Origin of the sequence: Streptomyces sp. NPDC047072 (assembly GCF_040643855.1) — a bacterium.
Classification (GTDB): Bacteria; Actinomycetota; Actinomycetes; order Streptomycetales; family Streptomycetaceae; genus Streptomyces.
This window is the reverse complement of record NZ_JBEYVC010000029.1, coordinates 1-26,337: the sequence shown is the minus strand read 5'-3', so window position 1 is coordinate 26,337 and position 26,337 is coordinate 1. Positions and strand designations below refer to the sequence as shown.

Below are 26,337 nucleotides of genomic sequence, written 5' to 3'. Positions count from 1 at the left end.
TGCGGGCAGCACCGTTCAGCCCGACGGCAGTGCCGGGCGTGGCTTCCGGAGGGCCCGCCTCAGGCGGCGGGCGGCGCGAGAACGACGACGTGGGAATGCATGATCGGGAGCCTAGGCGGCGCTTTCGCGGGCGTTCAACCGGCTTTCGGGCCCCCCGGTGGCGACCGGCTCGGCGGAGCCCTTCGCGGGGGTCGAGGACTGTGCGATGAACGCGCCCGCGAGGACCACCGCGCCGCCCACGATCTGCGGAGCGGAGAGGTGCTCGCCGAGCAGGACCCAGGCGAGGACGGTCGCGACGACCGCCTCCAGACAGGCCACCACACCGGCGACGGCCGGGGAGAGCCGGCGGACCGAGACCACGCCCGTGATGTAGGCGAGGACGGTGGCGACGAGGACGATCCAGCCGAGCAGCAGTCCGGCCGCGACCGGCGTGCCGTTCATGTCGGCGCGGTGGGTGAGCACCGAGAAGTCCATGGTCCAGGGCCGGGCCACGGCGGTCAGCACGACGGCCCCGACGAGCAGTCCGTACGCGATCACCCCGAGCGGGTCGGGCGCCTGGTCGCCCGAGTCGCTGCCCTGGTCGGACAGGACGAAGTAGCCGACCTGGCAGCAGGCGGCGCCGAGTGCGAGGAGCAGTCCGAGGGCGTCGAAGCTGAGGCCCGACCAGACCTCGACGACACAGGCGAGCCCGCCGACCGCGAGGACCACCCCGACCGCGGCGGCCCGCGTCACCGGCCGCCGCTGCACGAACCGCACCCAGCCGAGCACCAGCGCGGGCGCGAGGTACTCCACGAGCAGCGCGACCCCGACCGGGATCCGGGATATCGAGGCGAAGTAGAAGGCCTGCACCCCGGCCACGCCCAGCAGGCCGAACCCGGCGAGCAGCGCGGGCCGGCGGCGCAGCAGCGCGCGGTGGCGCACCGCGAGCGGCAGCATCACCAGGGCCGCGCCCGTCACCCGCAGCCACACCACGTGGAGCGGGTCGAGTCCGGCCTCGATCAGCGGCTTGGCCGCGACCCCGGATCCGCCGAAGGCGAGCGCGGACACCAGCGCCAGACCGAGCCCGACGCCCTTGCCCGGTCCTGCCTTGCTGCTCTCAGAGGTATGCACCGGCACATGATGACAGGCGATGACATGAGCGTCATCCCCGTTGACACCTGTCTCAGCGGCTGGACCGCCTCGGCCCCTCCGGCAGGGGCCCGTCGAGGCGGGCGCAGACGTCCCGCGCGTCGATCCCGGCACGGCCGAGCACCTCGGCGGCGCGGGAGCCGGGGTCCACGAGGATCGCCGCGAGCAGGTCGGTGCCGCGGGCGAGGGCGTCCCCGCGACGGTCGGCACGGGCGCAGGCGTACTCCATCGCCCCCGCGGCGAGCGGCGAGAAGCCCTCGTCCGCCGTCACGACGGGCACGGCGCCGGAGTCCTCGGGCGCCGTCACCACGGGCACCGCGCCGGAGTCCTCGACGGTGCCCTGCCAGCGCAGCCCGTAGCCGATGCTCCGCTGCACGAGGTAGCCGAGCAGCCGGGGCAGCTGGGGTTCGCTCTCGAAGAGGGCGTAGGCCTCCGGATCGGACTCCAGGAGGGAGTGCAGCAGATGGGCGGTGTCGATCTGGCGGTCCCCGTCGCGCAGCGCGCGTCTGCGGGCACCGGAGATGACCGTTGCCAGTTCCGCGCTGAGCCTGGCATCGGCGTCCGGGCCGCCCGACGGCGGGCCGTCCGGGGCGCGGGACGACTGCCGGGGGATACGGGGGTGCACATCCCCCACCCCATCAGTCCCACCGGGTCGCGTCATCCCCGAGGGGAAGCATCTTCGGGTCCCACGCAGAGCGGACCCGGAGCGCCGAAATCTCCTCCTTGCGGATGAGATCAGGCAACCACGGCGCCGCGCGGCTCGTCCCACACAGGAATGGAGAGCAGGAGCTGGCTGGTGGCGCTGCCGGCCGTGGACGGCAAGCAGTACGTGTACCGGGTGTACGCCCCGGAGGACGCACTGCTCGCCGACCTGTTCTGGGAGGCCTGGCACTGCCACGACGAGAGCCCGTTCCCGCGCGCGTGGGACCTGTTCGACGCGGCGCTGATAAGGCAGGTCGGCTGAGACCGCGAGCAGCCCGGCGAGCAGCCCGCCATTTCCTGACGGTTCGTCAGTATTGAATGTTGCGACCCTTGCGGCTACGTTCCGCGACACCACAGCCCGACACGAAGAGGTGGTCGCATGCCCGACATCAGCGCGGAGGCACGGCTCGCGGCGCCGGCCGAGAAGGTGTGGGCCCAGCTCACCGACTGGTCCGCGTACGGCGAGTGGAACGCCACCCACACCAGCTTTCCCCAGGGCGGCCCGACAGCCCTCGAAGTGGGCGGGACCTTCCAGGAGAACATGAAGCTGATGGGGTTCCCGGCCGAGGTCGAGTGGACCATCGACCAGGTGGAACCGGCCCGGGTGCTCGCCATCCGGGGCAAGGGCCCGATGGCCGTGAGCGTGGCCACGCGCTACACACTGACCCCGGACGGCGACGGCACGACGGTCCGCATCGACGGCGAGTTCACGGGCGCCGCCGTCTCGCTGATGGCGGGCAGGCTCAAGGACTCGGGCACGGCCGCGCTCAACGAGTCGCTGCGGAAACTGGCCGGGCTGGTGGCCTGACGCGCCCGCACGCGAAGGGGCCCCGGGGATCGCTCTCCAGGGCCCCTCCATCGCCGTACGACAGGAGTCGTACCGGCGCCGTCAGTCCTCGTCGGCGAGGATCAGGTACAGCTTCTTGCGGGCCTCGTTGATGACGGCGACCGCCTTCTCGCGCTGTTCCTTGCTGCCGGTCTTCCAGACCTGGCCGAAGGCCTCCATGAGGCCGAAGCCGGCCTGGCGGATCTCGCCGAGGGCCTCCCAGTCGACTCCGCGGGTGGCTTCCTCCCAGGGGGCCTCGGGCCCCTCGTCGGCCGCGGTGCGGCCGGACTCGGTGAGCGAGAACAGCTTCTTGCCGCCCTCGGACTCACTGGCGATCAGCCCCTCGTCCTCCAGCAGCTGGAGGGTGGGGTACACCGAGCCGGGGCTGGGCTTCCACGCCCCGCCGCTGCGCTCGGCGATCTCCTGGATCATCTCGTAACCGTGCATCGGCCGGTCCTTGAGCAGGGCCAGGATCGAGGCGCGCACATCGCCGCGCCGCGCCCTCCCCCGCGGTCCGCCGCGGCCCCTGGGCCCCCAGGGGCCGGGGCCGAAGCCGGGTCCGCCCGGGCCGAAACCCGGGCCGCCGGGGCCACCCGGGCCGAAGGGCCCGAATGCTCCACGCCGGCCCTCGGGGCCGCCTCGGCCCTGACGGCCGAACCCACCGTGTCCACGTTCGAATCCATGGGAACGCATCGCAATCACTCCATTCCATCGTTGATCAGTCGCGATGCTTCAACGATATATCGGAAGCATTCGGTTGGCAAGGAATGTGACCTGCATCACTTCCTGTCACGCCTCCGGAGGGCGCGGTGTCTTGAGGCCGGAACCCAACGGAGGAGAGACACCGTGAACGAGAACATCGAGGTCGTCGTGGTCGGCGGAGGCTACGCGGGCGTCATGGCCGCGAACCGGCTGACGCAGCGCGCCGACGTGCACGTCACCCTGGTCAACCCGCGCCCCGAGTTCGTCGAGCGGATCCGCCTGCACCAGCTCGTGGCCGGCACGCACGACGCGGTCGTCGACTACCGCAAGATCCTGGGCGAGCGCGTCCGGCTGGTCGTCGACACCGTCACCCGGATCGACGCGGCAGGGCGCACCGTGCTGCTGGCCGGCGGGGACACGCTCGGCTACGACCACCTGGTCTACGCGGTGGGCAGTGGCAGCGCCGATCCGCGCGTGCCCGGAGCGGCCGAGTTCGCCCACCCGGTCACCAGCCTGGAGGAGGCCCGGCAGCTGCGCCCGGTCCTCGCCGCCGCGCCCGCCGGCGCGCCGGTGACGGTGGTCGGGGCCGGTCCGAGCGGTATCGAGGTCGCCGCCGAACTGGCGGAGCAGGGCCGGGCCGTGACCATGGTCTGCGGCGGGGTGCTCGGCCCGTACCTGCACCCCAAGGGCCGGCGCTCGGTCGCCGGGCGGCTGGCCGCGCTCGGGGTGACCGTCCTGGACGGTCCCGGCACGAAGGTGGCGGCGGTGACCGAGGAGACGGTACGGCTCGCCGACGACCGTACGCTGCCCAGCGAGGTGACCATCTGGACCGCCGGGTTCGGGGTGCCGGACCTGGCCGCGCGCAGCGGGCTGACCACCGACGCCCTGGGGCGGCTGCTCACCGACGAGACGCTGACCAGCGTGGACGACCCGCGCATCGTCGCGGCCGGCGACTCGGCGGCGCCGTCGGGAGTGCCGTACCGGATGGGCTGCCAGTCGGCCGTCCAGCTGGGCCCGCAGGCGGCGGAGACGGTGCTCAGGCGGATCGCGGGCGAGGCGCCCGTGCCGGCCACCGTGGGCTTCGCCGGGCAGTGCATCAGCCTCGGGCGCCGCCACGGCATCTTCCAGGTCTCCGACAAGGCGGACACCGCCAACAAGCACTACCTGGGCAGCCGCCCCGGGGCGTGGGTCAAGGAGCTCATCTGCTGGAGCACCGTGTGGCAGCTGGGGCAGGAGGCCCGTCACCCCGGCAAGCGGACGTGGTGGTCGAAGGACGCCAAGCGGGAGCAGGCGCTGCGCGCCGTTGCCACGGAAGTCCCCGCAACCACCGAACACGTGTCCTAGGCTGCCGGTGGATCGGGGGAAGGATCACACCATGGAAGAACCGGCGACCGAGACCTTCGTCGCGCACCGCAATCTGCTCTTCACCGTCGCCTACGAGATGCTCGGCTCGGCCGCCGACGCGGAGGACGTGCTCCAGGAGACCTGGCTGCGGTGGATCGACGTCGACCAGGAGCAGGTCCGGGACCAGCGGGCCTATCTGGTCCGGATCACCACCCGGCAGGCGCTCAACCGGCTGCGCACCATGAGCCGCCGCAAGGAGGCCTACGTCGGCCCCTGGCTGCCGGAGCCGCTGCTGACCACGCCGGACGTGGCGCAGGACGTCGAGCTCGCCGAGAGCGTGTCGATGGCGCTGATGCTGGTCCTCGAGACGCTCTCGCCGACCGAGCGGGCCGTGTTCGTGCTGCGCGAGGTCTTCGACGTGGACTACGACGAGATCGCGGCCGCGGTCGACAAGTCCCCCGCTGCCGTCCGCCAGATCGCGATGCGCGCCCGCCGCCACGTCGACGCCCGCCGTCCCCGCCAGACGGTCCCGGCGAAGGTGACCCGGGCGGCCCTGGACTCCTTCCGCCGGGCCCTCGAAACCGGTGACATGCAGGGCCTGTTGGACCTCCTCGCCCCGGACGTCGTCATGCTGAACGACGGCGGCGGGGTCAAGCAGGCGGCACCGCGGCCGATCCTCGGCGCCGGCAAGGTGGCCCGCTTCATCGCCGGCGCCATCGCCAAGTTCGGCGTCGACGTCGCGCTCGCCCCGACCACGGTCAACGGCAACCCCGCGCTCGCCGTCCACAACGCCGCCGAGTTCGACGGCATCCTGGCGATCCGCTGGGACCACGACCGCATCGCCGGGCTCTACTACGTCCGCAACCCGGAGAAGCTCACGCGCGCGACGTCGGAGACCCCGCTGACGCTGCGGTGATGTTTCCGGGGCCGCCGGACACCGCCAGCCGCCACAGGGACGTCACCTCCGGCGCGCGGGCCGCGTGCAGCGGGTCCCCCGGGTTCGTCGCCCGCGGGTGTCGTGGCCGGGTGTCCGTCCTGCCCAGCACCCGCAGCCCCGCCGCCTCGACGGCCGTCAGGAGGGTCACGCGGCTTCTCAGGCCCAGGAGTTCGGCGAGGTCGGAGAGGATCAGCCAGCCTTCACCGCCCGGGGCGAGGTGCGCGGCGAGGCCGGCCAGGAAGCCGTGGAGCATCGCGCCGTCCGGGTCGTAGACGCCCTGGTCGAGGGCGGAGGCCGGACGGCCGGGGAGCCAGGGCGGGTTGCAGACGACCAGATCCGCCCTGCCGTCGGGGAACAGGGCCGGGCCCTCCAGCGAGACGCGTCCGCCGAGCCCGAGGCGGTGCGCGTTCTCGTGAGCGCAGGAGAGCGCCCGGGGGTTGACGTCCGTGCCCACCACGCGTTCGAAGCCCCGGTGCGCCAGGACCGCGGCGAGCACTCCCGTCCCGGTGCCCAGATCGAACGCGGTACGACGCCCGGCGGGCAGCGGAACGCGCGCGACCAGATCGACGTACTCACTCCTCGTCGGCGCGAACACCCCGTAGTGCGGGTGGATCCGCGCGCCGAGGGCCGGCACCGCCACCCCCTTCTCCCGCCACTGCCGGGCCCCGAGCACGCCCAGCAGTTCGCTGAGCGACACCACCATGGCTCCGCGTGGGACGCCGTACGCGTCGGCGCACGCCCTGCGGACATCGGGTGCCCTGCGCAGGGTCAGGGAGTAGTGGTCGGTGAGGAGGACAAGCAGCCTGCCCAGTACGCGGGCCCGGTGACCGCGCGCTCTGCGGTACAGGTGGAAGGTCTCGGCGAGGTCGGCCACCGGTCGCGGAGGCTTCCTGTCGACGCGGCGGCCCATCGCGCTCAGCAGTTGCCGTGCGTTGACGTAGTCGCCGCGCCACAGCAACCCCGTGCCCTCACAGGCGAGTCGGTAGGCGGCGTCGGCCTTCAGCGAGTCGTCCGCCACGACGACCCGGGCGGGAGGGGGCGCGGCGCTCTCGGAGTGCCAGCGGGCGGATCGGGCGGTGCGGTCTTCGGTCCAGTGGATCGTGGTGGACACCACGTACTCCTCGTGTGTGCGGACGTGCGGGGGCACGAAGAGCACTCCGACGACGAGCGGAGGAGCAGGAAGAAATCCGGGGTAGGGGCTACCGCTCCCGCGTCGAAGCGCGAGAGGAGACGTCGCCGAGAACCATGCCGAGCGTCATGACCAGCCCTTTCGAAGAGATGCCGGACGAGACTCGCACACGCCGTTCCGCCAGGGCAAACCGCCGTGGAATTCGGGCCAGTGACCCGGGATTGGCCTTGTTCCGCCACGCCCCTCACGCCGTAGCGTCGGCGCATGCGGATTCGAGTAGTCGACGCCTTCACCGACCGTCCCTTCGCCGGCAACCCGGCCGGGGTCCTGCTCCTGGACGCGTTCCCGGACGACGACCGGCTCCAGAGCATCGCCCTGGAGGTGAACCACGCCGAGACGGCCTTCGCGCATCCGCTGCCCGAGGGCGGCGAGGCCGACTGGGCGCTGCGCTGGTTCACGCCGGCGACCGAGGTGAACATGTGCGGCCACGCGACGCTGGCGACGGCCCACGTCCTGCACAGCACCGGCGCCCACCGGGGCCCGGTGCGCTTCGCCACCCGCAGCGGTGTCCTCATCGCCACGGCCAGCGAGGACGGTTCGATCACCCTCGACTTCCCGACGGCACCCCTGACCCGGGTCGAGATTCCCGAAGGGGTCGCCGAAGCCCTCGGCGCCGAGCCGCTGACCGCCTTCGACACCGGCCCGAACATCGGGGACCTGGTGATCGAGGTCGCCGACGAGAAGACCGTCCACGCGCTGCGCCCCGACCACAAGGCCCTCGGCGCCCACTCCGCGCGCGGCATCATCGCGACCGCCCGCGCCGAGAACCCCGCGCTCGACTACGACTTCGTCTCCCGCTGCTTCTTCCCCAACGTCGGCATCGACGAGGACCCGGTCACCGGCAGCGCCCACACCGCCCTGGCGCCCTACTGGTCCGAGCGCCTCGGCCGTACGGAACTCACCGGTCTCCAGGCCTCACCGCGCTCCGGCCGGGTCCGCACGGAGCTGCGCGGCGAGCGCACCCTGCTGAGCGGACGCGCGGTGACCGTCATCGAGGGCGAGCTGCTGGTCTAGTCACGCGGTGGGCAGCCAGCCCACCTTCCCGGCGAGCAGCGCGTAGCCGACGAACGCCCCGATGTCGAGCAGGGAATGCGCCACCACCAGGGGACCCACCCGGCCCCACCGCCGGTACAGGTAGACGAAGACCACGCCCATCACCATGTTGCCGATGAAGCCGCCGATGCCTTGGTAGAGGTGGTAGCTGCCGCGCAGTACGGAACTGGCCACCAGCGCGGTGCCCGGCGTCCAGCCCAGCTGGTGCAGTCGCCGCAGCAGGTACCCGACGACGATCACCTCTTCGAGGATCGCGTTCTGCATCGCCGAGAGGATCAGCACGGGGTACTTCCACCACACGTCGGGCAGCGCCTCGGGCACCACCGTGAGGTTGAAGCCGAGACCGCGTGCGGCCAGGTAGAAGGCGATGCCGGTGCTCCCGATCACGGCGGCGATCCCGGCCCCGCGCAGCAGATCGGGGCCCGGCTTGGTGCGGTCGAACCCGAGGGTCCTGAGGCTCTCGCCCTCCCGCAGCAGGAAGTGCGCGACCAGCGCCACGGGCACCAGGGCCGTCGTGATCCCGAAGAGCTGCCAGGCGAGATCCAGCCAGGGACGGCCGGGCGCGGCCGAGGCGTTGAGGGTCGCCGCCTGGTCCTTGAGACCCCCCGGTTTGGTGACCGATCCGACAAAACTGATCAGGGCGGACACACCGCTCGCACCGAGCGAAAGCCCCAGAACGAGCAGGGCCTCGTCACGGAAGAACCTCCGCGAGAGCGCCCGCTGCGGAAAAGAATCGGCCACTGCACCTGCCTCCGCCTGCACACCTGCCTCCAGTTGAGTAATCCCGCCTCATGCCCCGCGCGGCCCCGCTAGGGTCCCTCGAAAGCTTTCCTGCCAAATGTGGCCGCCCTTGGCATGGAAACGGACACGCGCATACAGGGAGGGGCACCACCGTCATGGGACGTCACAGCTTGCCCGATCAGTATGGGGCGGGCGGCAGCGACCCCCGTCCCCGTGCGCGCCGCCGCACCGTGGCCGTCGCGACGGTGCTCGTCCTGGCCGTCGCCGGTGGTACGGCCGCGGCCGTCCGGGGCGGCCTGTTCTCCTTCGGCTCCTCCTGCCGGGACGACGCGGTTCCGCTGAAGATCGCCGCCGCCCCCGAGGTGGCGCCCGTTCTGGAGGCCGCCGCCGAGCGGGCCCGCGAGCAGAACCTCACCTCCGACGGACGGTGCCTCGCCGTCTCGGTGACCGCGCGCGACTCCTTCAAGGTCCGTGACACCCTCGTCGCCGGCAAGGACCCGGGCGTCCAGGTGTGGGTGCCGGACTCGGACGTGTGGGTCGAGCAGATCAACGCGGACGGCGGCGCCACCGAGGTGGCCCGGGTGGGCAACGTGGCCTCCAGCCCCGTGGGGGTGGCGATGGTGCCCACGGCCGCGAAGTCGCTGGGCTGGCCGCAGAAGACGTACGGCTGGCTCGAACTGGCCGCCGCCACGCTGACGGACGACTCCCTCAAGCTCGGCGCGGCCGATCCCGCGCGCAGCGCGAGCGGGCTGCTGGCGCTCACCCAGCTGAGCACCGCGGCCGCGAAGGCCGACGGCGGGGCGACCCAGGCCGCGGCGATGATGAAGACGCTCTCGCAGCGCATCTCCGACACCGATGCACAGGTGGTGGACACGCTTCCCCGCGACTCGTCGGGCACCGAGCAGGGCAACCCCAAGCGCAACCAGGCGCTGGTCCTGTCCGAGCAGGCGGCCTTCGCGTACAACTCCTCGGCGGACACCGGCCTCGACCTCTTCTACCCGAAGGACGGCTCACCGCGGCTCGACTACCCCTACGCCCTGGTCGATCAGAAGCACCTGAGCACCGACGAGAGCCGGGCGGCGATCCGGTTCATGACGTATCTGCGCAAGCCGGAGCAGGAACAGCTGCTGACGGACCAGGGGTTCCGCACCTCCGACGACCAGGTGTCGGCATCGCTGGTCACCAAGGCCGGGGGCAAAGCCCCGCAGCCGTACGCCGAGGCCGCGGGCGAGCCCGCCTCGGCGGCGGCGCTCCAGGAGGCGCTCGGTACATGGACGATCACCGTGCAGAGCGCCCGGATCACCACGGTCGTGGACGCCTCCTCGTCCATGTCGGAGCCCGTACCGGGCACCGGCCGGTCGCGGATGGACGTCACCAAGGGCTCACTCCTCCAGGCCCTCGCGACGTTCACGCAGGAGGACGAGATCGGGCTGTGGGAGTTCTCCACGAAGCTCGACGGCGACAGGGACTACAAGGTGCTGGTCCCGACGGACCGGCTCGGCGACCGCGCGGCGAGCGGCGCGACCCAACGGGAGCGGTTGTCGGCGGCGTTCGGGGACCTTGATCCGGTGCCGGGGGGTGCGACGGGGCTGTACGACACGACACTCGCCGCGTACAAAGAGGCGACGTCCTCCTACGCCGAGGGCAAGTTCAACGCCCTGGTCGTCCTCACCGACGGCGTCAACCAGGACCCGGGCAGCATCTCCCGCGCGGAGCTGGTCTCCCGGCTGGAGGAACTCACCAACCCGTCCCGCCCGGTCCCCCTGATCGTCATCGCCGTGGGCCCCGACGCGGACCGAGCCGAAGCCGAACAACTGGCCGAGGCCACAGGCGGCTCCGGCCAACAGGTCAACGACCCGTCCCAGATCCACACGGTGATCCTGAAGGCGATAGTGGCGGCGGGAGCCCAGGCAACGGGCACCAGCTGACCCACCCCGCCCCCGGCCTCCTACCCGAGAGGAACCCGCTCCGGCAACCCCACCGGCCACGCATGCACCGGCTCCCCCCGATGCATCAGCTCGCTGTACCGCCGAGTCGTCGCCGCCAGCGCGGCGTCCCGCGACAGCCCCGCCTCCAGCGCCCGGTGGAACGTCGCCGCCTGCCACGACGCCCCGTTCACCCGCCGCCGACACCGCTCCTCGATCACCCCGAGATACAACTCCCGGTCCGCAGGCTCGACACCCCACGCGGCGAGCCCCGCCTCGGCAAGCGGCAGCAGTTCATCCCGTACGAGACTCACCGCGTCGACCTCGACCACACCCCCGTACCGCCCCCGCCGCGGCCACGTCATCCGCGCCTCGATCCCGTACCGGCACGCCGCGTCGAAGTTGGCGGCGGCCGCCGAGAACGGCAACCGGCTCCACACCGGCCGAGACTCCTCGGCGAGCGCGCGGACAAGGCCGTAGTAGAACGCCGCGTTGGCGACGACGTCGACGACGGTCGGCCCGGCGGGCAGCACCCGGTTCTCGACCCGCAGATGCGGAACGCCGTCGGCGATGCCGTACACGGGCCGGTTCCAGCGGTACACCGTGCCGTTGTGCAGGACGAGTTCGGCGAGCGAGGGCACCCCGCCCTCGTCGAGGACCTCCAGCGGATCCTCGTCGTCGCAGATCGGCAGCAGGGCCGGGTAGTAGCGCAGGTTCTCCTCGAAGAGGTCGTACGCCGAGGAGATCCACCGCTCCCCGAACCAGGTGCGCGGCCGCACCCCCTGGGCCTGGAGCTCCGGCGGACGCGTGTCCGTGGACTGCTGGAAGAGCGGCGGCCGGGACTCCCGCCACAGCTCACGCCCGAACAGGAAGGGCGAGTTGGCCCCGACGGCGATCTGTACGCCGGCCACCGCCTGCGCGGCGTTCCACACATCGGCGAACCGGCCCGGCGTGACCTGGAGATGCAGCTGCACGGAGGTGCACGCGGCCTCCGGCGCGATGGACTTCGAGGTACAGGTCAGCCGCTCCACACCGTCGATGTCGAGGACGAAGTCCTCACCGCGCGCGGCCACGATCTGATCGTTGAGAAGGGTGTAGCGGTCGACGTCGGAGAGATTGGAGGAGACCAGGTCGTCCCGGTCGAGCGTCGGCAGAATACCGATCATCACGATTCCCGCGTCGACCTCGCCCGCTTTCCGATGGGCATATGCCAGCGAGGTGCGGAGTTCCTCCGCGAGCCGGTCGAATACCCGACCACCCAAACGGTGTGGGGCTATGTTGACTTCCAGATTGAACATGGCGAGTTCTGTTTGGAAATCTCGGCTTGCGATGCGTTCGAGAACCTCCGCATTCAGCATGCGCGGCATGCCGTCGGCCCCGGCGAGATTCAGCTCGATCTCCAGCCCCATGAGGTTCTTGGGGCGGTCGAACCGCTGCTCCGCCAGAAGCCGCTCCAGCCCCGACAGGCACTGCCTGAGCTTGTCGCGGTAGCGCTGGCGATCGGACAGGTCGAACCCGCCTGCCACGACCTTCTCCCCCATCGAAGGGTCCCTCCTCGATGTGTCACCCGATGCGTCACGAGTCAGGTGGAAGGATGCCCAGCCGAGACGATCGATAACGTCCCACGCGGGGCCGGAGCCCGCTACCCTGGCCGATGTGACCGGTGGCACATTCCCTCGGCATGGAACTCTCGACAGTTTCGAGTTCCCTGAGAACCTCGTGAAAAACGCCGATGGGAATTGGCCGACCGTCACCTCCGGCATTCTCCGAGGTCACCGGCGAAATCCCGCTGCGGAATCGGGATGATTCCCACGTATCGCCGACCGGATGCAACCTTGCCGAGTCCACCGAAAACGGCTAGACGAAACATCGTCTGAACACATGTCGTATAAACTCCGCGAGCAAGGCAGAGGGTTGGCACCCGCGGTCCTGGATCCTGCCGTCAGGTGACGTACGGCAGACCTCATCCGTACCCGCGCCACCGGACCCCGGCCCCCGCCTCTCTGACCTCGTGAGCGATCCCGTGAGCTGACAGCGCCGTCCGCCCCCGCCCTCGCGCCATCGTGCCTGTCGAATGAGAGGCGACCCACCATGCCGCTGCATGTCCCCCCGGCACCCGCACCTGCCCTTCGCACCGTCCTCACCGCACTCGGTTCGCCCACCGCGGTCCGCGAGGCCCGAACCCCCTCCCTGCTGCGCGCCCAGGGTCCCGCCTCCCCCGAACTCCCGCTGCCCGTGCACGTACTGGACTCCGCCTCGACCGCGGGCGGCTCGACGACCCACCTGACGGGGTGGCGTTTCCTGATCCGCTGCGGGGATCGCGCGGTGGCCGCGGCCGAGACCATGCTGACCCCCGACGGCTGGGCGTTCTCGCACTTCTTCGAGGGCCCGTACATCCCGTCCACCGAGCGCGCGCTGCGCCAGGCCGACGTCCTGCCCCATGCCTACCAACCACGCCTGCTGTCGATCCCCGGCCTGTACATGCTCGCGCTGTGGCTGCACGGCGACTGCGACGCGGACGCCGCGACAGGCCGTCTCGCCGCCACCGATCTGCTCGTCCCGCTGGCGCCCGCCCCGCCCGGCATCGCGGCCCACCGACCGCACCTGGCCGCCGAGCTCCTCCCGGTGCTGACCCACCGGGTGACCCGCGCACCACTGCTGGGCTCGCCCGCCTGAGATCAACCCCTCTCGTACCCCGCCGCCGAATTCCGGGTAGCGGGGTACGACGCTGTTTTCCGCGCGGTTATGGTCGTACGAAAAACACAGGAACCCAATTGCTCATACGAGCAGGCAATTGCTCTCCCGTGACGATGAGTGGCATCTACCCAGGTGGACTAGTCCCATCCGGTCGCCGCGAACCACCCGAAGGGACCGTCCAGTTGGAGTGAACCGTCCGGCCGGGTGATGCGTCATCAACCTGTGAAGAAGTGGTGATGCGAAATCCCTGCGGATTGACGCCCGTGGGGCAACACTGGGTTCGGAGTGAGTAATCACAACGGGGGACGACATGACCACAACACAGCGAAAGATCCCACCCATGTGCCAGCACAAGCCACCGTGTCCCACCGCCGACTCCGCCGACCGGGAATCCGCCCGCCTCGTGGCGCACCACCCGGAGCAGGGCTGGAGCCTGCTGTGCAACGGCGTTCTGCTCTTCGAGGACACCGGTGAGCTCCTGCCCGACGGCCGGATCATCGCCCCGCACCGCCCGGTCGCGGTGGTGACCGCCGCCTGAGCGGCGCCGGGCGGTCGCCGTTCCGCCGTATCGCCCGGAGACCTTGAGGGGCCGGCTCGCAGCGAACCGTCTGCGCACCGGCCCCGACGCATGTCCGTCGCCGATCACTCCCCGTAATCCCTTGTATATGGTCCCACTTTTCCGGAAGACTCCTGGAAGTTCCGAGACTCCGACGCGGAGGTGGGGGAAGTGGCAGCAGGCGAGGCCAGGGGCAGAGTCACCATCACGGAGATCGCCCGGCAGGCCGGGGTCTCGGTGCCCACCGTCTCCCGGGTCGTCAACGGCCGCTCCGACGTCTCCCCGGCCACCCGCGCCCGGGTCGAGGGGCTCCTCCAGCAGTACGGCTACCGCAAGCGCCCCGCGTCCCCCGGCACCCGGGCCGCCCTGCTCGACCTCGTCTTCAACGACCTCGACAGCCCCTGGGCCGTGGAGATCCTGCGCGGGGTCGAGGAGGTCGCCCACGCGGCCGGGGTCGGCACCGTCGTCTCCGCGATCCACGGACGTTCGGGCGACGCCCGGGAGTGGATGCGCAATCTGCGGGCCCGCGCCTCGGACGGCGTCATCCTCGTCACCTCGGCCCTCGACCCGGTCCTGCACGACGAGTTGCGTGTCCTCGGGGTTCCGCTGGTGGTCGTCGACCCGTCCGGCTCGCCGGCCCTGGACGCCCCCACCATCGGCGCCGCCAACTGGTCGGGCGGGCTCGCGGCCACCGAGCACCTGCTGTCGCTGGGGCACCGCAGGATCGCCCTGATCGCCGGACCGCCCCGGCTGCTGTGCTCACGCGCCCGGTTCGACGGCTACCGCGCCGCCCTGGAGGGCGCCGGGCTCACCCTCGACGAGTCACTGGTCGTCCCCGGCGACTTCCACCCGGAGTCCGGGTTCGCCGGCTGCGAGAAACTCCTCGACCTGCCCGAACCACCCACCGCGATCTTCGCGGCCAGCGACCAGATGGCCCTCGGCGCGGTCGAGGCCCTCAGGCGGCGCGGCCTCAGGGTGCCGGAGGACATGAGCCTGGTGGGTTTCGACGACCTTCCGGAAGTCCGCTGGTCGGCACCGCCGTTGACGACCATCCGCCAACCCCTCGCCGACATGGGCAAGTTGGCCGTCCGCACGGTCCTGAAGCTGGCCCGCGACGAACAACCCGACTCCCCGCGCGTGGAGTTGGGGACGGAACTGGTGGTGCGATCGAGCACCGCACCACCAGCTCTTCGATGAGGCCCTCTACTTCAGCGCGTCCCGGATCGCGTAGTACGCCGGCTTCGGCTGGAGGTCCTCGTCCCACGGCAACGCGGCTCCCTGGCCCTCGAAGAAGGCGGGGATCCAGCTGTACTTGTCGGTGTAGTCCCAGATCGTGATGCCCACGCACCGCCGCACCGCGAGGCACGCGTCGGTCAAGTCGGCGTACCACTGCGCCTGTTGGGCGAGCTTCTCCTCGGTCGCGGGCAGGATCATCCGGATGTCGACCTCGGTGAGCGCGGTGTCGAGACCGAGCCTGGAGAAGCGGCGGAGGTTGTCCTCCAGGGTGGTCGGATAGCCGTACTGGAGCGCCAGATGGGCCTGGAGGCCGATGCCGTCGAGCGGGACGCCCTGCGCCTTCAGCTCCTTGGCGAGGGTGTAGTAGGCGTCGCTCTTCGCCCCGGTCCCCTCGATGTTGTAGTCGTTGAGGTAGAGCTTGACCTTGGGGTCGGCCTGCCGGGCCCAGCGCAGGGCGTCGGCGATGTAGCCGGGGCCGAGGGTCTTGTAGAAGACGGTCTCGCGGTAGGTGCCGTCCTCGTTGAACGCCTCGTTGACGACGTCCCAGGCGAAGACCTTGCCCCGGTAGTGCCGCACCTCGGTCTGGATGTGGTTCTTCAGTACGGCCCTCAGCTCGTCGGCCGTCCACTCGCGCGAGGTGAGCCAGCCGGGCAACTGGCTGTGCCAGACCAGGGTGTGGCCGCGCACCTTCTGGTGGTGGGCGCGCGCGAAGTCGACGATCTCGTCGCCCTTGGAGAAGTCGAAGACACCCTGCTGCGGCTCGGTGGCGTACCACTTCATGCCGTTGCCCGGCGTGGTCTGGTCGAACTCGCTGCCCAGGACGGCCTTGTACGGCCCGTCGACCAGTTCCGGGTTGTCGGTGGCGCTGCCGAAGTAGCGGCCGTGGCGCTGGGCGAGGTCGGCGAGGGTGGGTTGCTTGCCGTGCGCCTGGGCGGCGGGGCCGGTGACCGCGACGAGCACGGCGGCGAGGACACAGACCAGTCTCTTCTTGCGCATGGGGCGACTCCTCACATGCGGGGGTGGGTGAGCCGTACTTTCGAAAGTGCCGTCAGCCCTTCGTGGCACCGGCGGTCAGCCCGCCGACGAGCTGCCGCTCGGCGACCGAGTAGAAGGCGAGGGCGGGGACCATCGCCAGGACGAGATAGGCGAAGACACGGGCGTACTCGGCGGAGTACTGCCCCTGGAACTGCTGGACGCCGATCGGCAGCGTCCACCACGTGTTGTCGGTGAACACCAGCAGCGGCAGCATGAAGTTGTTCCAGCTGGTGACGACGGCGAGCACCGAGACCGTGCCGAGCGCAGGCCGCGCCATCGGCAGCAGCACCCGCCAGAAGAAGCCGAAGGAACTGCACCCGTCGAGGGTCGCGGCCTCCTCCAACTCCCCCGGGATCTCCCGGAAGAAGGCCCGCAGGATGATGATCGTCATCGGCAGCCCGAAGGCGGCCTGCGGCAGGATCACGCCCAACGGGTTGTCGAGCAGGCCGAGATAGCGCAGCAGCAGGAAGAGCGGCAGGGCCGCCACCGCGAAGGGGAACATCAGCCCCATCGTGAAGAAGGTGAACAGCGCCTCCCGCCCCCGGAAGGCGAACCGCGCGAAGGAGAAGGCGGCGAGCGCGGAGACCGCGACGACCAGCACGGTCGTGGCGACCGCGATCAGCGTGCTGTTGCCGAGCAGCTTCCAGAAGTCGCCGGAGCCGAGGATGTCCGTGTAGTTCCCGGTCAGCCAGTGCTCGGGCAGCCCGAACGGGTTGCGGGACAGCTCGTCGGTCGACTTGAAGCCGGACAGGACGGCGTACACCAGGGGTACGACCATCAGCGCGCCGACCAGGACGAGGACCAGGTGCAGCGGCACCGTACGCGCGTTGTTACGGCTCATTTCCCGTCCCCCCTCATCGTCGTGGTGGCCCCTTCGAGGTCGCGGCGGAGCACGAACCGCTGGTAGGCGAGGGCGAAGACGAGGCAGATGCCGAACATGACCACGCTGATCGCGCTGGCGTAGCCGACCTGGTAGCGCTTGAAGCCGTACTGGAACATGGTCACGGCCATGGTCTCGGAGTGGTGGTCGGGACCGCCCTGGGTGATCACCCACACCAGGTCGAAGAGCTGGATCGAGCCGATGACCGACAGGAAGACGCTGATCCGGATGGTCGGGGCGAGCAGCGGCAGGGTGACGTTGCGGAACACCTGCCAGGGGTTGGCCCCGTCGATGAGCGCCGCCTCCCTCAACTCGGCCGGGATGGACTGGAGTCCGGCCAGATAGAGCATCATGTGGAAGCCGAAGTACTTCCAGGTCATGACGATGAAGACGGTCGCCATGACGGTGGAGGGCTCCGCGAACCACTCCCCGCCGATGCCGTCCAGCCCGACCAGGCCCAGCAGATGGTCGGCGAGACCGTCGTCCGGCGCGAAGATCATGCTGAACAGCACACCGGTGATCGCCTCGGACAGCACGTACGGCGCGAAGAACAGCATCCGGTAGACGGCCCGCCCGCGCAGCCGCTGGTTGAGCGCCACGGCCATGGCGAGCGCGAACGGCAGTTGGAGCGCGAGCGAGAGCACCACCAGGAGCAGACAGCGCCAGAGGTCGCCCAGGAACACCGGGTTGTCGAAGAGGTCGGTGAAGTTGTCGACGCCGACGTAGTCGGAGGGCATGCCGAAGCCGCCCCAGCGGAAGAACGCGGCGTACAGCGCGAACAGCATCGGCAGCAGCACCAGGCCGATGAACAGCACCAGCGCGGGCACCTGGAAGGCCACCGCCGTAAGCCAGTTGAGCACGCGCCGCCGGACCCGCCCCCGGGCCCTGATCCTTTCCGGGGGCGGGAGATCGGTGCCGGAACCGCTCCGCCTGTCTGCGAGGAACGTGGAGGTCATCGGCGGCTACTGCTCTTCCTTCGCGGCCTGTGTGATCGACTGGGCCACCTGCGCGGGCGACTTGGACCCGGCGATGAGCGCGGCCACGCTGTCGTTGACCTCCTGGCCGACGGCGGGCGCGTACGCCTGGTCGAGATAGAGCTGGAAGCCGGTGGCGGCGTTCAACTGGGCCTGTACGGCTTTGGTGTTGGGGTCGGAGATGGCGCTCTCGGCGCCGGGGACCACGGGGAGGGTGCCGGTCTTCTTGACCAGTTCCAGGTCGGTGGCCTCGGAGGCGAAGAACTTCAGGAAGTCGACGGCCGCCTGCGGGGCGCCCCGGCGCAGGGCGTGTCCACCGCCTCCGCCGAACACCTCGGTGATGGCGCCCTTTCCGCCCTCGACGGCCGGGAACGGGAAGAAGCCGAGGTCCTTGCCGAGCCCCTTGCCGGAGTCGGCCTCCACGGACGGCGCCCACTGGCCCATCAGCTCCATCGCCGCCTTGCCGTTGCCGACGGTCGCCGCCTGCCCGGTGGGCGTGGAGTAGGCGGCGTTGAGGAACCCCTTCTGGAACGGCTGGAGTTGGACGAGGTCCTTGAGGTGCGCACCGGCCTGGACGAACTCGTCGCCGGTGAAGTCCTTGTCGTCGTACGCCTTTTGGAGTGCGCTCGCGCCCGCGGTGCGCATCGAGAGGTAGGCCCAGTAGTACATGCCGGGCCACTTCTCCTTGCCGGCGAGGGCGATCGGCGTGATCTTCCTCGACTTCAGCTTGCTCACGGCTTCGAGGAACCCGCCCCAGGTGGTGGGCGGTTCGGCGATGCCCGCCTGCTGGAAGAGCGCCTTGTTGTACCAGAACCCGATCATGCCGATGTCGAACGGGATGCCGTACACCTTCTCGTCGAGGAGATACGGCGCCTTCGCGACCTTGAGCAGGCTGTCCGACCACGGCTTGGTCTTCTCGGTGAGGTCCTCGACCAGCCCGGCGTCGACCTGCTGCTTGAGGACGCCGCCGCCCCAGGTGTGGAAGACGTCCGGGAGCTTCCCCGAGGCGGTGAGCGCCGTCATCTTCGACTTGTAGGCGTCGTTCTCCAACTGGACGATCTTCAGCTTCACCTTGGGGTTCTGGGCCTCGAACTTCTTGGCGAGAGCCGCCCAGACACCCTTGGCCGGCTCGGTGGTGGAGATGTTCCACCACTCGACCGTGGTCGTCCCGTCGGACGATCCTCCGTCCGAGTCGCCGCCGCAGCCGCTCAGTGCGGTCATGCCCACGCCGGCAGCGGCGGACGCCGCCAGAAAGCCGCGGCGGGACAGTGCCGGGTCGCCCATGATGCGCTCCTTGGGTCCGAAAGTTTCGGAGTTGATCCAGAAAGCTTCGCTGTTGCCGCACCCTAGAGACAGCCGCTGAACGGTGGCAACCCCTTGAACACAAGGAATGTTGAGCGTGCGAAGAGAACGGATATCCCGGCCCGGCCTGTCACGACACCGGGATGCGCGCCTACGACACCAGACCGACCGAAACATTCGATCTCACTGGCGAACATTACGAAGCGAACCGGGGAGGCTGGGGAGCACCGGCAAGACAACGCTGTCCGCCCCCGCGACCAGGCGTCCCCCGACTCAGGCCCCGCCCCGACTCAGGCCCCGCCGCCCTGGGACGTCCCGTCCCGCCGCTCCCGCCCGACCGGCCGCGACCGCACGCCCGTCAGCAGGATCTCCAGCCCCCGCCGGGTCGTGGCCAGCACCACCCGGTCCCCCGCCCGCAACACCCTCGCCTGCACCGGACGCCAGTCGAACCCCGCACGGTCGGGCCGCAGCCCCACGGGAACGTCCATCCCCGGCGACTCCGGCAACGGCCCCGCCGCCGCCCCCACGGCCAGCACCCGCCACCCGTTCTCCCGGAACGCCTGGCGCACCGACCGTCCCTCCAGCTCCGGATGCCCGGCCACGTCCACGCAGGTGAACAGCAGCGACCCACGCTCCACCGGCATCACCCCGAGGACATGGCGCCCCATCATCGCCGCGGCGAACGAGGGCGCGGCCAGTGCGGAAACGCTTCTGCTCCGGGTCAGCGCGTCCGGGTAGGAGGCACGCAGGGTGCGCTGCACGGTCGCCGCGAAGCCGTCGTCGTAGAACCGCGTCACGACCCGCACGGCCGGGTTCGTCTCCCGCACGGCCATGACGATATCGAGGTTCTGCCCGTCGTCGCGGGTGAGGACGAGCAGCGAACCGCACTGGCCGACCCGGGCCCGCTCGAGGACCCCGGGCGCCGCAGCGTCCTCAAGGATCAGCGGTACGCCGAGTTCCCGGGTGCGCGTGACCCCGCGGGCCTGCGCGTCGCGCTCGATGGCCACCACCCGGTGCCCGGTGGCGTGCAGCCGATCCAGCACCCGGGTGCCGACCATGCCCAGGCCGACCAGGACGATGTGCCCGTTCACGTCGTCGTCCGGCGGATGGCTCGCCGAAGCGGTGCGGAACGCCTCGGTGGCGTTCACGGTCGCCGCGACGACGAGCGGCAGCACCGCCAACCCCACGAAACCGGCGATCAGTTGGAGCACCCGGCGGGCGACCGGCTCGTCGGTGGCCGGGTCACCCATCGTGAAGATGTCCAGGAGCGGCAGGTAGAAGTTCTTCCACCACGGGTGCTCGTCGGCGAACAGCGCGGTGGCGGTGGACAATCCGACCACGACCGCCGCCAACGCCCCGTACACAGCGGCGAGTTGATTGGAGAGCAGCACCCTCCACGGCAGGTGCGCGAGCCGTGCCCGCACCCAGCTGCGCGGCCGCAACCGCCCGGCACGGACCGCCGGTTCGGAGAGCTGCTGGGTGACCTCCTCCAGCATGAGCCGCCCGTGCGTGTCCTGCCGTTGGTGGGCGCTCCGGATGTCCGGCAGCAGCTGGATGCCGTCCTCCCCGGGCGCCTCCGCGCTGTCCTGGCTCGCCGGATCGTCCTGGTGCGCACCGGACAGCACGGCGAGGGTGGCCAGGTCACCGGCCTGCTGCGCCGTCCGCGCGGGCCGTACGACACCGCGGAAGACCCGGCCCTCGACCTGGAGGGTGTGCCCGTGCCCCACAGCGGCCGCCGCCACGAGCTCCGGTACGGCGGTGTCGGCGTCGGAGAGCACCGTGGTGGAGGTGTCCTGCGCGAGGTCCCCGCACAGCCCCGCCGCCCGGTCGAGGAGCCGCTCCAGATGCCGGCCGCGCTCCCGGTTGAACATCCGCACGACCAGCCGTACGGAGGGGTTGAGCGTGCGCGCCAGCAGGGCCGCCGTCACATTGACCTGGTCGTCCCGGTAGGTCAGGGCGAGGGCCGCGGCCCGCTCGACGCCCGCCGCGCGCAGGGTCCGCTCGTCGGGGCGGGCCGAGACATGCAGCTCCACGGGCGAGTCGGGGTCGTGGTGCAACGCCGCGATCTCCACACCGCGCTCGTCGCTCACGGACGGCAGCACGACGGTGACCATCTCACCGCACACCCCGTCCAGTTCGACCGCCAGCCGGTGCGCGAGTCCGTCGTCCCCACAGATCACCATGTGCTGCGTTCTCTGCCCGAGCCCCGTACGAGCGGGAAGAATTGACGTCACACCAGGCAGAACGGCAGGCGCCCCAGGCCCTGTTCCACCGGGACGATCCCCGTGATCCAAGTTTCCGCCAAGAACATGCCAAGCCCACAGGGCAATGACCTCAGCAGTCCCTATCGCCTCTCCAGCCCCTGCGCCCCGCACACGAGGTGTGCGGGGCCGTACCGGGCGCCCGTTTCCAGCCACTCCCCCCACCCCTTGGCATCCCCATCGCCCTCTCTTCGGCCTACGTCGACAAGATGACGCTCGGTATCCACCCCCACCCACCCCCCATACAGCCCAAACACACAATAACCTCCACGAACCGCCCTCCCTGATGCGCCGCAGGCCCTCCGCAGTGAGTCTTAACGGAAGCTTGACGCCCTGTGCCCCCACATCCGTGGGCCCACGCGTCACTCTCCGCTTACGCTGGTGCCGCCGTCCGCGTGATGGCCGGAATCCTCACGCTGAGCCGCACATCAGGAGCACGCGATGGCCACCACCGAACACCCCGCGCCCAGCCGCCTGCGCGCCTGGATGCTGGAGGGCCTGTCCGACATGACCAAGGGCAACGGCCAGCAGGCCGAGCAGCCCGAACCCGAGCCGGAGCACCAGGGCCAGCGCTGGTACCGGGTCATGTGCCTGACCGGTGTCGACTACTTCTCCACCCTCGGCTACCAGCCCGGCATCGCCGCCCTCGCGGCCGGTCTCCTCTCCCCCGTCGCCACCATCGTCCTGGTCGTCGTGACCCTCGCGGGCGCCCTCCCGGTCTACCGCCGCGTCGCCGAGGAGAGCCCCCACGGCCAGGGCTCGATCGCGATGCTGGAACGCCTTCTGACCTTCTGGAAGGGCAAGCTCTTCGTCCTGACCCTGCTCGGCTTCGCGGCCACCGACTTCCTGATCACCATCACCCTCTCGGCGGCCGACGCCTCGACCCACCTCGTCGAGAACCCGCACCTCAACAGCGCCCTGCACGACCAGAAGATGCTGATCACCCTCGTCCTCGTGGCCCTGCTCGGCGCGGTGTTCCTCAAGGGCTTCCTGGAGGCGATCGGCGTCGCCGTCGCCCTGGTCGGCGCCTATCTCGCCCTGAACGTCGTCGTCGTGATCGTCGGCTTCTGGCACGTCATCACCGCCGAACACGTCATCACCGACTGGTCCAACGCCCTCACCACCGAGCACGGCAACGTCTTCGTGATGATCGGCGTGGCCCTGATCGTCTTCCCCAAGCTCGCCCTGGGCCTCTCCGGCTTCGAGACCGGCGTCGCGGTGATGCCTCACGTGAAGGGCGACCCCGGCGACACCGAGGAGAACCCCGCCGGCCGGATCCGGGACACGAAGAAGCTCCTCACCACGGCCGCCGTGATCATGAGCGTCTTCCTGATCACCACCAGCTTCATCACCACCCTGCTCATCCCCGAGAAGGAGTTCGAGGCAGGCGGCCAGGCCAACGGCCGTGCCCTCGCCTTCCTCGCCCACAAGTACCTCGGCGGCGCCTTCGGCACGGTCTACGACGTCTCGACCATCGCCATCCTCTGGTTCGCCGGCGCCTCCGCCATGGCCGGCCTCCTCAACCTGATGCCCCGCTATCTCCCCCGCTACGGCATGGCCCCCCACTGGGCCCGCGCCGTACGCCCCATGGTCATCGTCTTCACCCTGATCGCCTTCCTGGTCACCTGGATCTTCAACGCCGACGTCGACGCCCAGGGCGGCGCCTACGCCACCGGCGTCCTGGTCCTCATCAGCTCCGCCGCGATCGCCGTGACCATCGCCGCCCGCAAGGCCGGCCAACGCGGCTGGACCATCGCCTTCGCGGTCATCTCCGCAGTCTTCCTCTACGTCACGGTCGCCAACGTCATCGAGCGCCCCGACGGCGTGAAGATCGGCGCCTGCTTCATCGCCGGCATCATCCTGGTCTCCCTCCTCTCCCGCCTTGCCCGCGCCTTCGAACTCCGCGTGACCAGCGTGACGCTCGACCCCATGGCCGAACGCTTCATCCGCGACATGGCCAGCCGCAAGATGCGGTTCATCGCCAACGAACCCGACCAGCGCGACCAGGCCGAGTACCGGGACAAGATCGAGCAGATCCGCGAGGACAACGACATCCCCGGCGAGGACTTCGTCTTCGTCGAGGTCACGGTGCTCGACCCCTCGGAGTTCGAGGCGAGCCTCACGGTCCGCGGCGAGGTCCTGCACAACCGCTACCGCGTCCTGACCCTCGAGTCCTCCTCCATCCCCAACGCCCTGGCCGCCCTCCTCCTGCACGTCCGCGACACCACCGGCTGCACCCCCCACATCTACTTCGAGTGGACCGAGGGCAACCCCTTCGCCAACTTCCTCCGCTTTTTCCTCTTCGGCCAGGGCGAGGTCGCCCCGGTCACCCGAGAGGTCCTCCGAGAAGCAGAACCAAACCGCCCCCACCGCCCCCGAGTCCACACGGGCTGACCCGCTCCCCGGTGACCAGCGGCCCTATCGTGACCGCATGCAGTCCTACACCATCGGCCAGGCAGCACGACTGCTCGGCGTGAGCCCCGACACCGCGCGTCGATGGGCCGACGCGGGCCGGATCGAGACCCACCGCGACGAAGGCGGGCGGCGCGTCATCGACGGCCGGGACCTCGCCGCGTTCTCCGTCGAACTCGCCAGGACCGGAAGCGGCGGCGAGGAAGGGACGTCGTACACCTCCGTCCGCAACGCCTTCCCCGGCATCGTCACCGCCATCAAGCTCGGCGACGTGGCGGCCCAGGTCGAGATCCAGGCCGGCCCGCACCGACTCGTCTCCCTCCTGACCCGCGAAGCCGTGGAGGAGCTGGGCCTGGAGGTCGGCATGGAGGCGACGGCCCGGGTGAAGTCGACCAACGTCCACATCGACCGCACCTGAAGACCCGAAACCGCACATGCGTATCTCCAATCGACATCTATGCAGCTCATGCAATGCAACAGGAGACGTATGCCTCGCAGATGCGGCAGTATCATCGCCGCACGGATGTCGACAGACCGAGGAGCGCCCCTGATGACCCGCCGAACCCTGCAGCTTGCCGGAGCGACCGCCGCCGCGCTGCTGGCCCTGAGCGCCTGCTCGTCCTCCGACGACTCGGACTCCGTGAAGTCGGGGGCATCGGCGTCGACCTCCGGGACGAAGATCACCGGTGACATCACCGTATTCGCCGCCGCCTCCCTCAAGGAGAGCTTCACGACGCTGGGCCAGGACTTCGAGAAGGCCCACCCCGGCACCAAGGTCACCTTCAGCTTCGGCGGCAGCGACTCCCTCGCCGCGTCCATCACCGGCGGAGCACCGGCCGACGTGTTCGCCTCCGCCAGCCCCAAGACGATGAAGACCGTCACGGACGCCGGTGACAACGCCACCGCTCCGGCCACCTTCGTCCGCAACCAGCTGGAGATCGCCACCCTGCCCGGCAACCCGGACAAGGTCGCTTCCTTGAAGGACCTCACCGACAAGGACCTCAAGGTCGTCCTCTGCGACAAGACGGTCCCCTGCGGCGCCGCCGCCGAGAAGGCCCTGACCGCCAGCAAGCTCAAGCTCACGCCCGTCTCTTACGAGGAAGACGTCAAGTCCGCCCTCAACAAGGTCGTCCTCAAGGAGGCCGACGCGGCCGTCGTCTACAAGACCGATGTGAAGGCCGCCGGCGACAAGGTGGAGGGCGTGGAGTTCCCCGAGTCCGCCGACGCCATCAACGACTACCCCATCGCCCTGCTCAAGGAGTCGAAGAACACCGAGACCGCCAAGGCGTTCATCGCGCTCGTGCAGTCCGCCGAGGGCCAGAAGGTCCTGACCGCGGCCGGGTTCCTGAACCCGTGACCAGCCCCGCCACCGGCAAGGCCGACGCCGCGGACACCCTCACCGGTGGCCCGCGGCGCCGCCGTGCCATCCGGCTCCGCAAGAGCAGTGCCACCCGCCTCCGCAAGAGCCGTAAGAACCAAGGCGGCGCCCCACTCCCCCTCCTCGTCCCCGCCCTGATCGGCCTGGCCTTCCTCACCCTCCCCCTGATCGCCCTGCTGATCCGCGCCCCCTGGCGCAGCATGCCCGACCTGCTCACCAGCTCCGAGGTCTGGCAGGCCCTCCAGCTCTCCCTGCTCTGCGCCACCGCGGCGACCGCGGTCAGCCTGGTCATCGGCGTCCCCCTGGCCTGGCTGCTGGCCCGCGTGGACTTCCCCGGCCGCGGCCTCGTACGAGCCCTCGTCACCCTCCCCCTGGTGCTCCCCCCGGTCGTCGGCGGCGTCGCCCTCCTCATGGCACTGGGCCGCAACGGCGTCGTCGGCAAATGGCTGGACTCCTGGTTCGGCCTCACGCTCCCCTTCACCACCACCGGCGTCGTCATCGCCGAAGCCTTCGTGGCCATGCCGTTCCTCGTCATCAGCGTCGAAGGCACCCTGCGCGCCGCCGACCCCCGCTACGAGGAGGCCGCGACCACCCTGGGCGCCTCCCGCTTCACCGCGTTCCGGCGCGTCACCCTGCCCCTGATCGCCCCCGGCATCGCCGCCGGCGCCGTCCTCGCCTGGGCCCGCGCCCTGGGCGAGTTCGGCGCGACGATCACCTTCGCCGGCAACTTCCCCGGCCGTACCCAGACCATGCCGCTGGCCGTCTACCTCGCCCTCCAGAACGACCCGGCCTCCGCGATCGCCCTCAGCCTGGTCCTGCTCGCCGTCTCCATCGCCGTCCTCGCCGGACTGCGCGACCGCTGGATGACCACCCCATGACCGAAACCCCCAAGACCGAAGCCGCCGTGGCCGAAATCCCCGAGGTCAAAGCCTCCACCGCCGAAACCCCCGTGGCCGAAACCTCAGAGGCCAAAGCCCCCATCGCCGAGACCCCCGAGGCCGAAACCCCAGAGGCCAAAGCCTCCACCGCCGAGACCCCCGAGGCCGAAACCCCCGAGGC

At 70.4% G+C, this 26,337-nt stretch carries 24 protein-coding genes and 1 pseudogene; 14 read left to right on the top strand and 11 right to left on the bottom strand.

The window, feature by feature from the left end; genetic code table 11:
- Window positions 1–111 precede the first annotated feature (111 nt).
- Window positions 112–1,116, bottom strand: a complete 1,005-nt coding sequence (locus ABZ896_RS15555; RefSeq protein ID WP_360927887.1) for a DMT family transporter — start codon at window positions 1,114–1,116, stop codon at window positions 112–114.
- A 46-nt stretch (window positions 1,117–1,162) separates the two neighbouring features.
- The gene (locus ABZ896_RS15550; protein ID WP_360927885.1) at window positions 1,163–1,753 is read right to left on the bottom strand and encodes a Clp protease N-terminal domain-containing protein; all 591 of its coding nucleotides are present in this window, start codon (window positions 1,751–1,753) and stop codon (window positions 1,163–1,165) included.
- A gap of 150 nt (window positions 1,754–1,903) precedes the next feature.
- On the opposite strand from ABZ896_RS15550, the gene ABZ896_RS15545 reads away from it, so the two are divergent.
- Together ABZ896_RS15545 and ABZ896_RS15540 are read left to right on the top strand one after the other, a co-directional pair.
- Entirely contained in the window at window positions 1,904–2,092 is a 189-nt protein-coding gene (locus ABZ896_RS15545) for a hypothetical protein (RefSeq protein WP_360927882.1), read from the top strand.
- A 117-nt stretch (window positions 2,093–2,209) separates the two neighbouring features.
- Complete coding sequence (locus ABZ896_RS15540) at window positions 2,210–2,638, top strand: SRPBCC family protein (RefSeq protein ID WP_360927879.1); 429 nt, start codon at window positions 2,210–2,212, stop codon at window positions 2,636–2,638.
- A gap of 81 nt (window positions 2,639–2,719) precedes the next feature.
- On the opposite strand, the gene ABZ896_RS15535 is transcribed toward ABZ896_RS15540, so the two are convergent.
- Window positions 2,720–3,349, bottom strand: a complete 630-nt coding sequence (locus ABZ896_RS15535; protein WP_360927876.1) for a PadR family transcriptional regulator — start codon at window positions 3,347–3,349, stop codon at window positions 2,720–2,722.
- A gap of 153 nt (window positions 3,350–3,502) precedes the next feature.
- Between ABZ896_RS15535 and ABZ896_RS15530 the strand changes: the two genes are divergently transcribed.
- Window positions 3,503–4,702: an FAD-dependent oxidoreductase gene (locus tag ABZ896_RS15530; protein ID WP_360927873.1), complete on the top strand. Its 1,200-nt coding sequence runs from the start codon at window positions 3,503–3,505 to the stop codon at window positions 4,700–4,702.
- A 31-nt stretch (window positions 4,703–4,733) separates the two neighbouring features.
- The gene (locus ABZ896_RS15525) at window positions 4,734–5,618 is read left to right on the top strand and encodes an RNA polymerase sigma-70 factor (protein WP_360927870.1); all 885 of its coding nucleotides are present in this window, start codon (window positions 4,734–4,736) and stop codon (window positions 5,616–5,618) included.
- Here the strand turns inward: ABZ896_RS15525 and ABZ896_RS15520 are convergent.
- Complete coding sequence (locus ABZ896_RS15520; protein ID WP_360927867.1) at window positions 5,578–6,750, bottom strand: class I SAM-dependent methyltransferase; 1,173 nt, start codon at window positions 6,748–6,750, stop codon at window positions 5,578–5,580. The genes ABZ896_RS15525 and ABZ896_RS15520 overlap by 41 nt on opposite strands.
- Window positions 6,751–7,032: 282 nt before the next feature.
- Between ABZ896_RS15520 and ABZ896_RS15515 the strand changes: the two genes are divergently transcribed.
- The gene (locus ABZ896_RS15515) at window positions 7,033–7,842 is read left to right on the top strand and encodes a PhzF family phenazine biosynthesis protein (RefSeq protein WP_360927864.1); all 810 of its coding nucleotides are present in this window, start codon (window positions 7,033–7,035) and stop codon (window positions 7,840–7,842) included.
- Here the strand turns inward: ABZ896_RS15515 and ABZ896_RS15510 are convergent, their stop codons facing one another.
- A complete protein-coding gene (locus tag ABZ896_RS15510; RefSeq protein ID WP_360927861.1) occupies window positions 7,843–8,643 on the bottom strand; it encodes a type II CAAX endopeptidase family protein in 801 nt (266 codons plus the stop codon).
- A 134-nt stretch (window positions 8,644–8,777) separates the two neighbouring features.
- Here ABZ896_RS15510 and ABZ896_RS15505 point away from each other — a divergent pair, with 134 nt between their 5' ends.
- Window positions 8,778–10,550, top strand: coding sequence for a substrate-binding and VWA domain-containing protein (locus tag ABZ896_RS15505; RefSeq protein ID WP_360927858.1), 1,773 nt, complete (start codon window positions 8,778–8,780; stop codon window positions 10,548–10,550).
- Between the two features lie 20 nt (window positions 10,551–10,570).
- On the opposite strand, the gene ABZ896_RS15500 is transcribed toward ABZ896_RS15505, so the two are convergent.
- Window positions 10,571–12,088: a glutamate-cysteine ligase family protein gene (locus ABZ896_RS15500; RefSeq protein WP_360927855.1), complete on the bottom strand. Its 1,518-nt coding sequence runs from the start codon at window positions 12,086–12,088 to the stop codon at window positions 10,571–10,573.
- 550 nt (window positions 12,089–12,638) lie between these two features.
- On the opposite strand from ABZ896_RS15500, the gene ABZ896_RS15495 reads away from it, so the two are divergent.
- The 3 genes from ABZ896_RS15495 (at window position 12,639) to ABZ896_RS15485 (ending at window position 14,997) form a co-directional block, all read left to right on the top strand.
- Window positions 12,639–13,223, top strand: coding sequence for a hypothetical protein (locus ABZ896_RS15495; protein WP_360927852.1), 585 nt, complete (start codon window positions 12,639–12,641; stop codon window positions 13,221–13,223).
- 361 nt (window positions 13,224–13,584) lie between these two features.
- Complete coding sequence (locus ABZ896_RS15490; protein ID WP_360927850.1) at window positions 13,585–13,782, top strand: DUF5999 family protein; 198 nt, start codon at window positions 13,585–13,587, stop codon at window positions 13,780–13,782.
- Window positions 13,783–13,971: 189 nt separating this feature from the next.
- Window positions 13,972–14,997, top strand: coding sequence for a LacI family DNA-binding transcriptional regulator (locus tag ABZ896_RS15485; protein ID WP_360927847.1), 1,026 nt, complete (start codon window positions 13,972–13,974; stop codon window positions 14,995–14,997).
- A gap of 6 nt (window positions 14,998–15,003) precedes the next feature.
- Here ABZ896_RS15485 and ABZ896_RS15480 read toward each other — a convergent pair whose 3' ends face one another.
- From ABZ896_RS15480 to ABZ896_RS15460, 5 genes are all read right to left on the bottom strand, one after another.
- On the bottom strand, window positions 15,004–16,032 hold the full coding sequence (locus ABZ896_RS15480; RefSeq protein WP_360927845.1) for an endo-1,4-beta-xylanase: 1,029 nt from the start codon (window positions 16,030–16,032) through the stop codon (window positions 15,004–15,006).
- A gap of 52 nt (window positions 16,033–16,084) precedes the next feature.
- Entirely contained in the window at window positions 16,085–16,912 is an 828-nt protein-coding gene (locus tag ABZ896_RS15475) for a carbohydrate ABC transporter permease (protein ID WP_360927842.1), read from the bottom strand.
- A complete protein-coding gene (locus ABZ896_RS15470; protein WP_360927839.1) occupies window positions 16,909–17,907 on the bottom strand; it encodes a sugar ABC transporter permease in 999 nt (332 codons plus the stop codon). Before ABZ896_RS15470 ends, ABZ896_RS15475 begins: the two co-directional genes overlap by 4 nt.
- A 6-nt stretch (window positions 17,908–17,913) precedes the next feature.
- Window positions 17,914–19,209, bottom strand: coding sequence for an extracellular solute-binding protein (locus tag ABZ896_RS15465; RefSeq protein ID WP_360927836.1), 1,296 nt, complete (start codon window positions 19,207–19,209; stop codon window positions 17,914–17,916).
- Between the two features lie 308 nt (window positions 19,210–19,517).
- The gene (locus ABZ896_RS15460) at window positions 19,518–21,410 is read right to left on the bottom strand and encodes an NAD-binding protein (protein WP_360927833.1); all 1,893 of its coding nucleotides are present in this window, start codon (window positions 21,408–21,410) and stop codon (window positions 19,518–19,520) included.
- A 519-nt stretch (window positions 21,411–21,929) separates the two neighbouring features.
- On the opposite strand from ABZ896_RS15460, the gene ABZ896_RS15455 reads away from it, so the two are divergent.
- The 5 genes and pseudogenes from ABZ896_RS15455 to ABZ896_RS15435 all read left to right on the top strand — a co-directional run.
- Window positions 21,930–23,882, top strand: a complete 1,953-nt coding sequence (locus ABZ896_RS15455; RefSeq protein WP_360927830.1) for an amino acid transporter — start codon at window positions 21,930–21,932, stop codon at window positions 23,880–23,882.
- Window positions 23,883–23,919: 37 nt separating this feature from the next.
- On the top strand, window positions 23,920–24,318 hold the full coding sequence (locus ABZ896_RS15450; RefSeq protein ID WP_360927827.1) for a helix-turn-helix transcriptional regulator: 399 nt from the start codon (window positions 23,920–23,922) through the stop codon (window positions 24,316–24,318).
- A 132-nt stretch (window positions 24,319–24,450) separates the two neighbouring features.
- Window positions 24,451–25,257, top strand: coding sequence for a molybdate ABC transporter substrate-binding protein (gene modA, locus ABZ896_RS15445; protein WP_360927824.1), 807 nt, complete (start codon window positions 24,451–24,453; stop codon window positions 25,255–25,257).
- A gap of 68 nt (window positions 25,258–25,325) precedes the next feature.
- Complete coding sequence (modB, locus tag ABZ896_RS15440) at window positions 25,326–26,156, top strand: molybdate ABC transporter permease subunit (RefSeq protein WP_360928054.1); 831 nt, start codon at window positions 25,326–25,328, stop codon at window positions 26,154–26,156.
- Window positions 26,153–26,337: pseudogene (locus ABZ896_RS15435) on the top strand (Toxic cation resistance protein); the annotation flags it as partial. The gene modB and the pseudogene ABZ896_RS15435, both read left to right, overlap by 4 nt.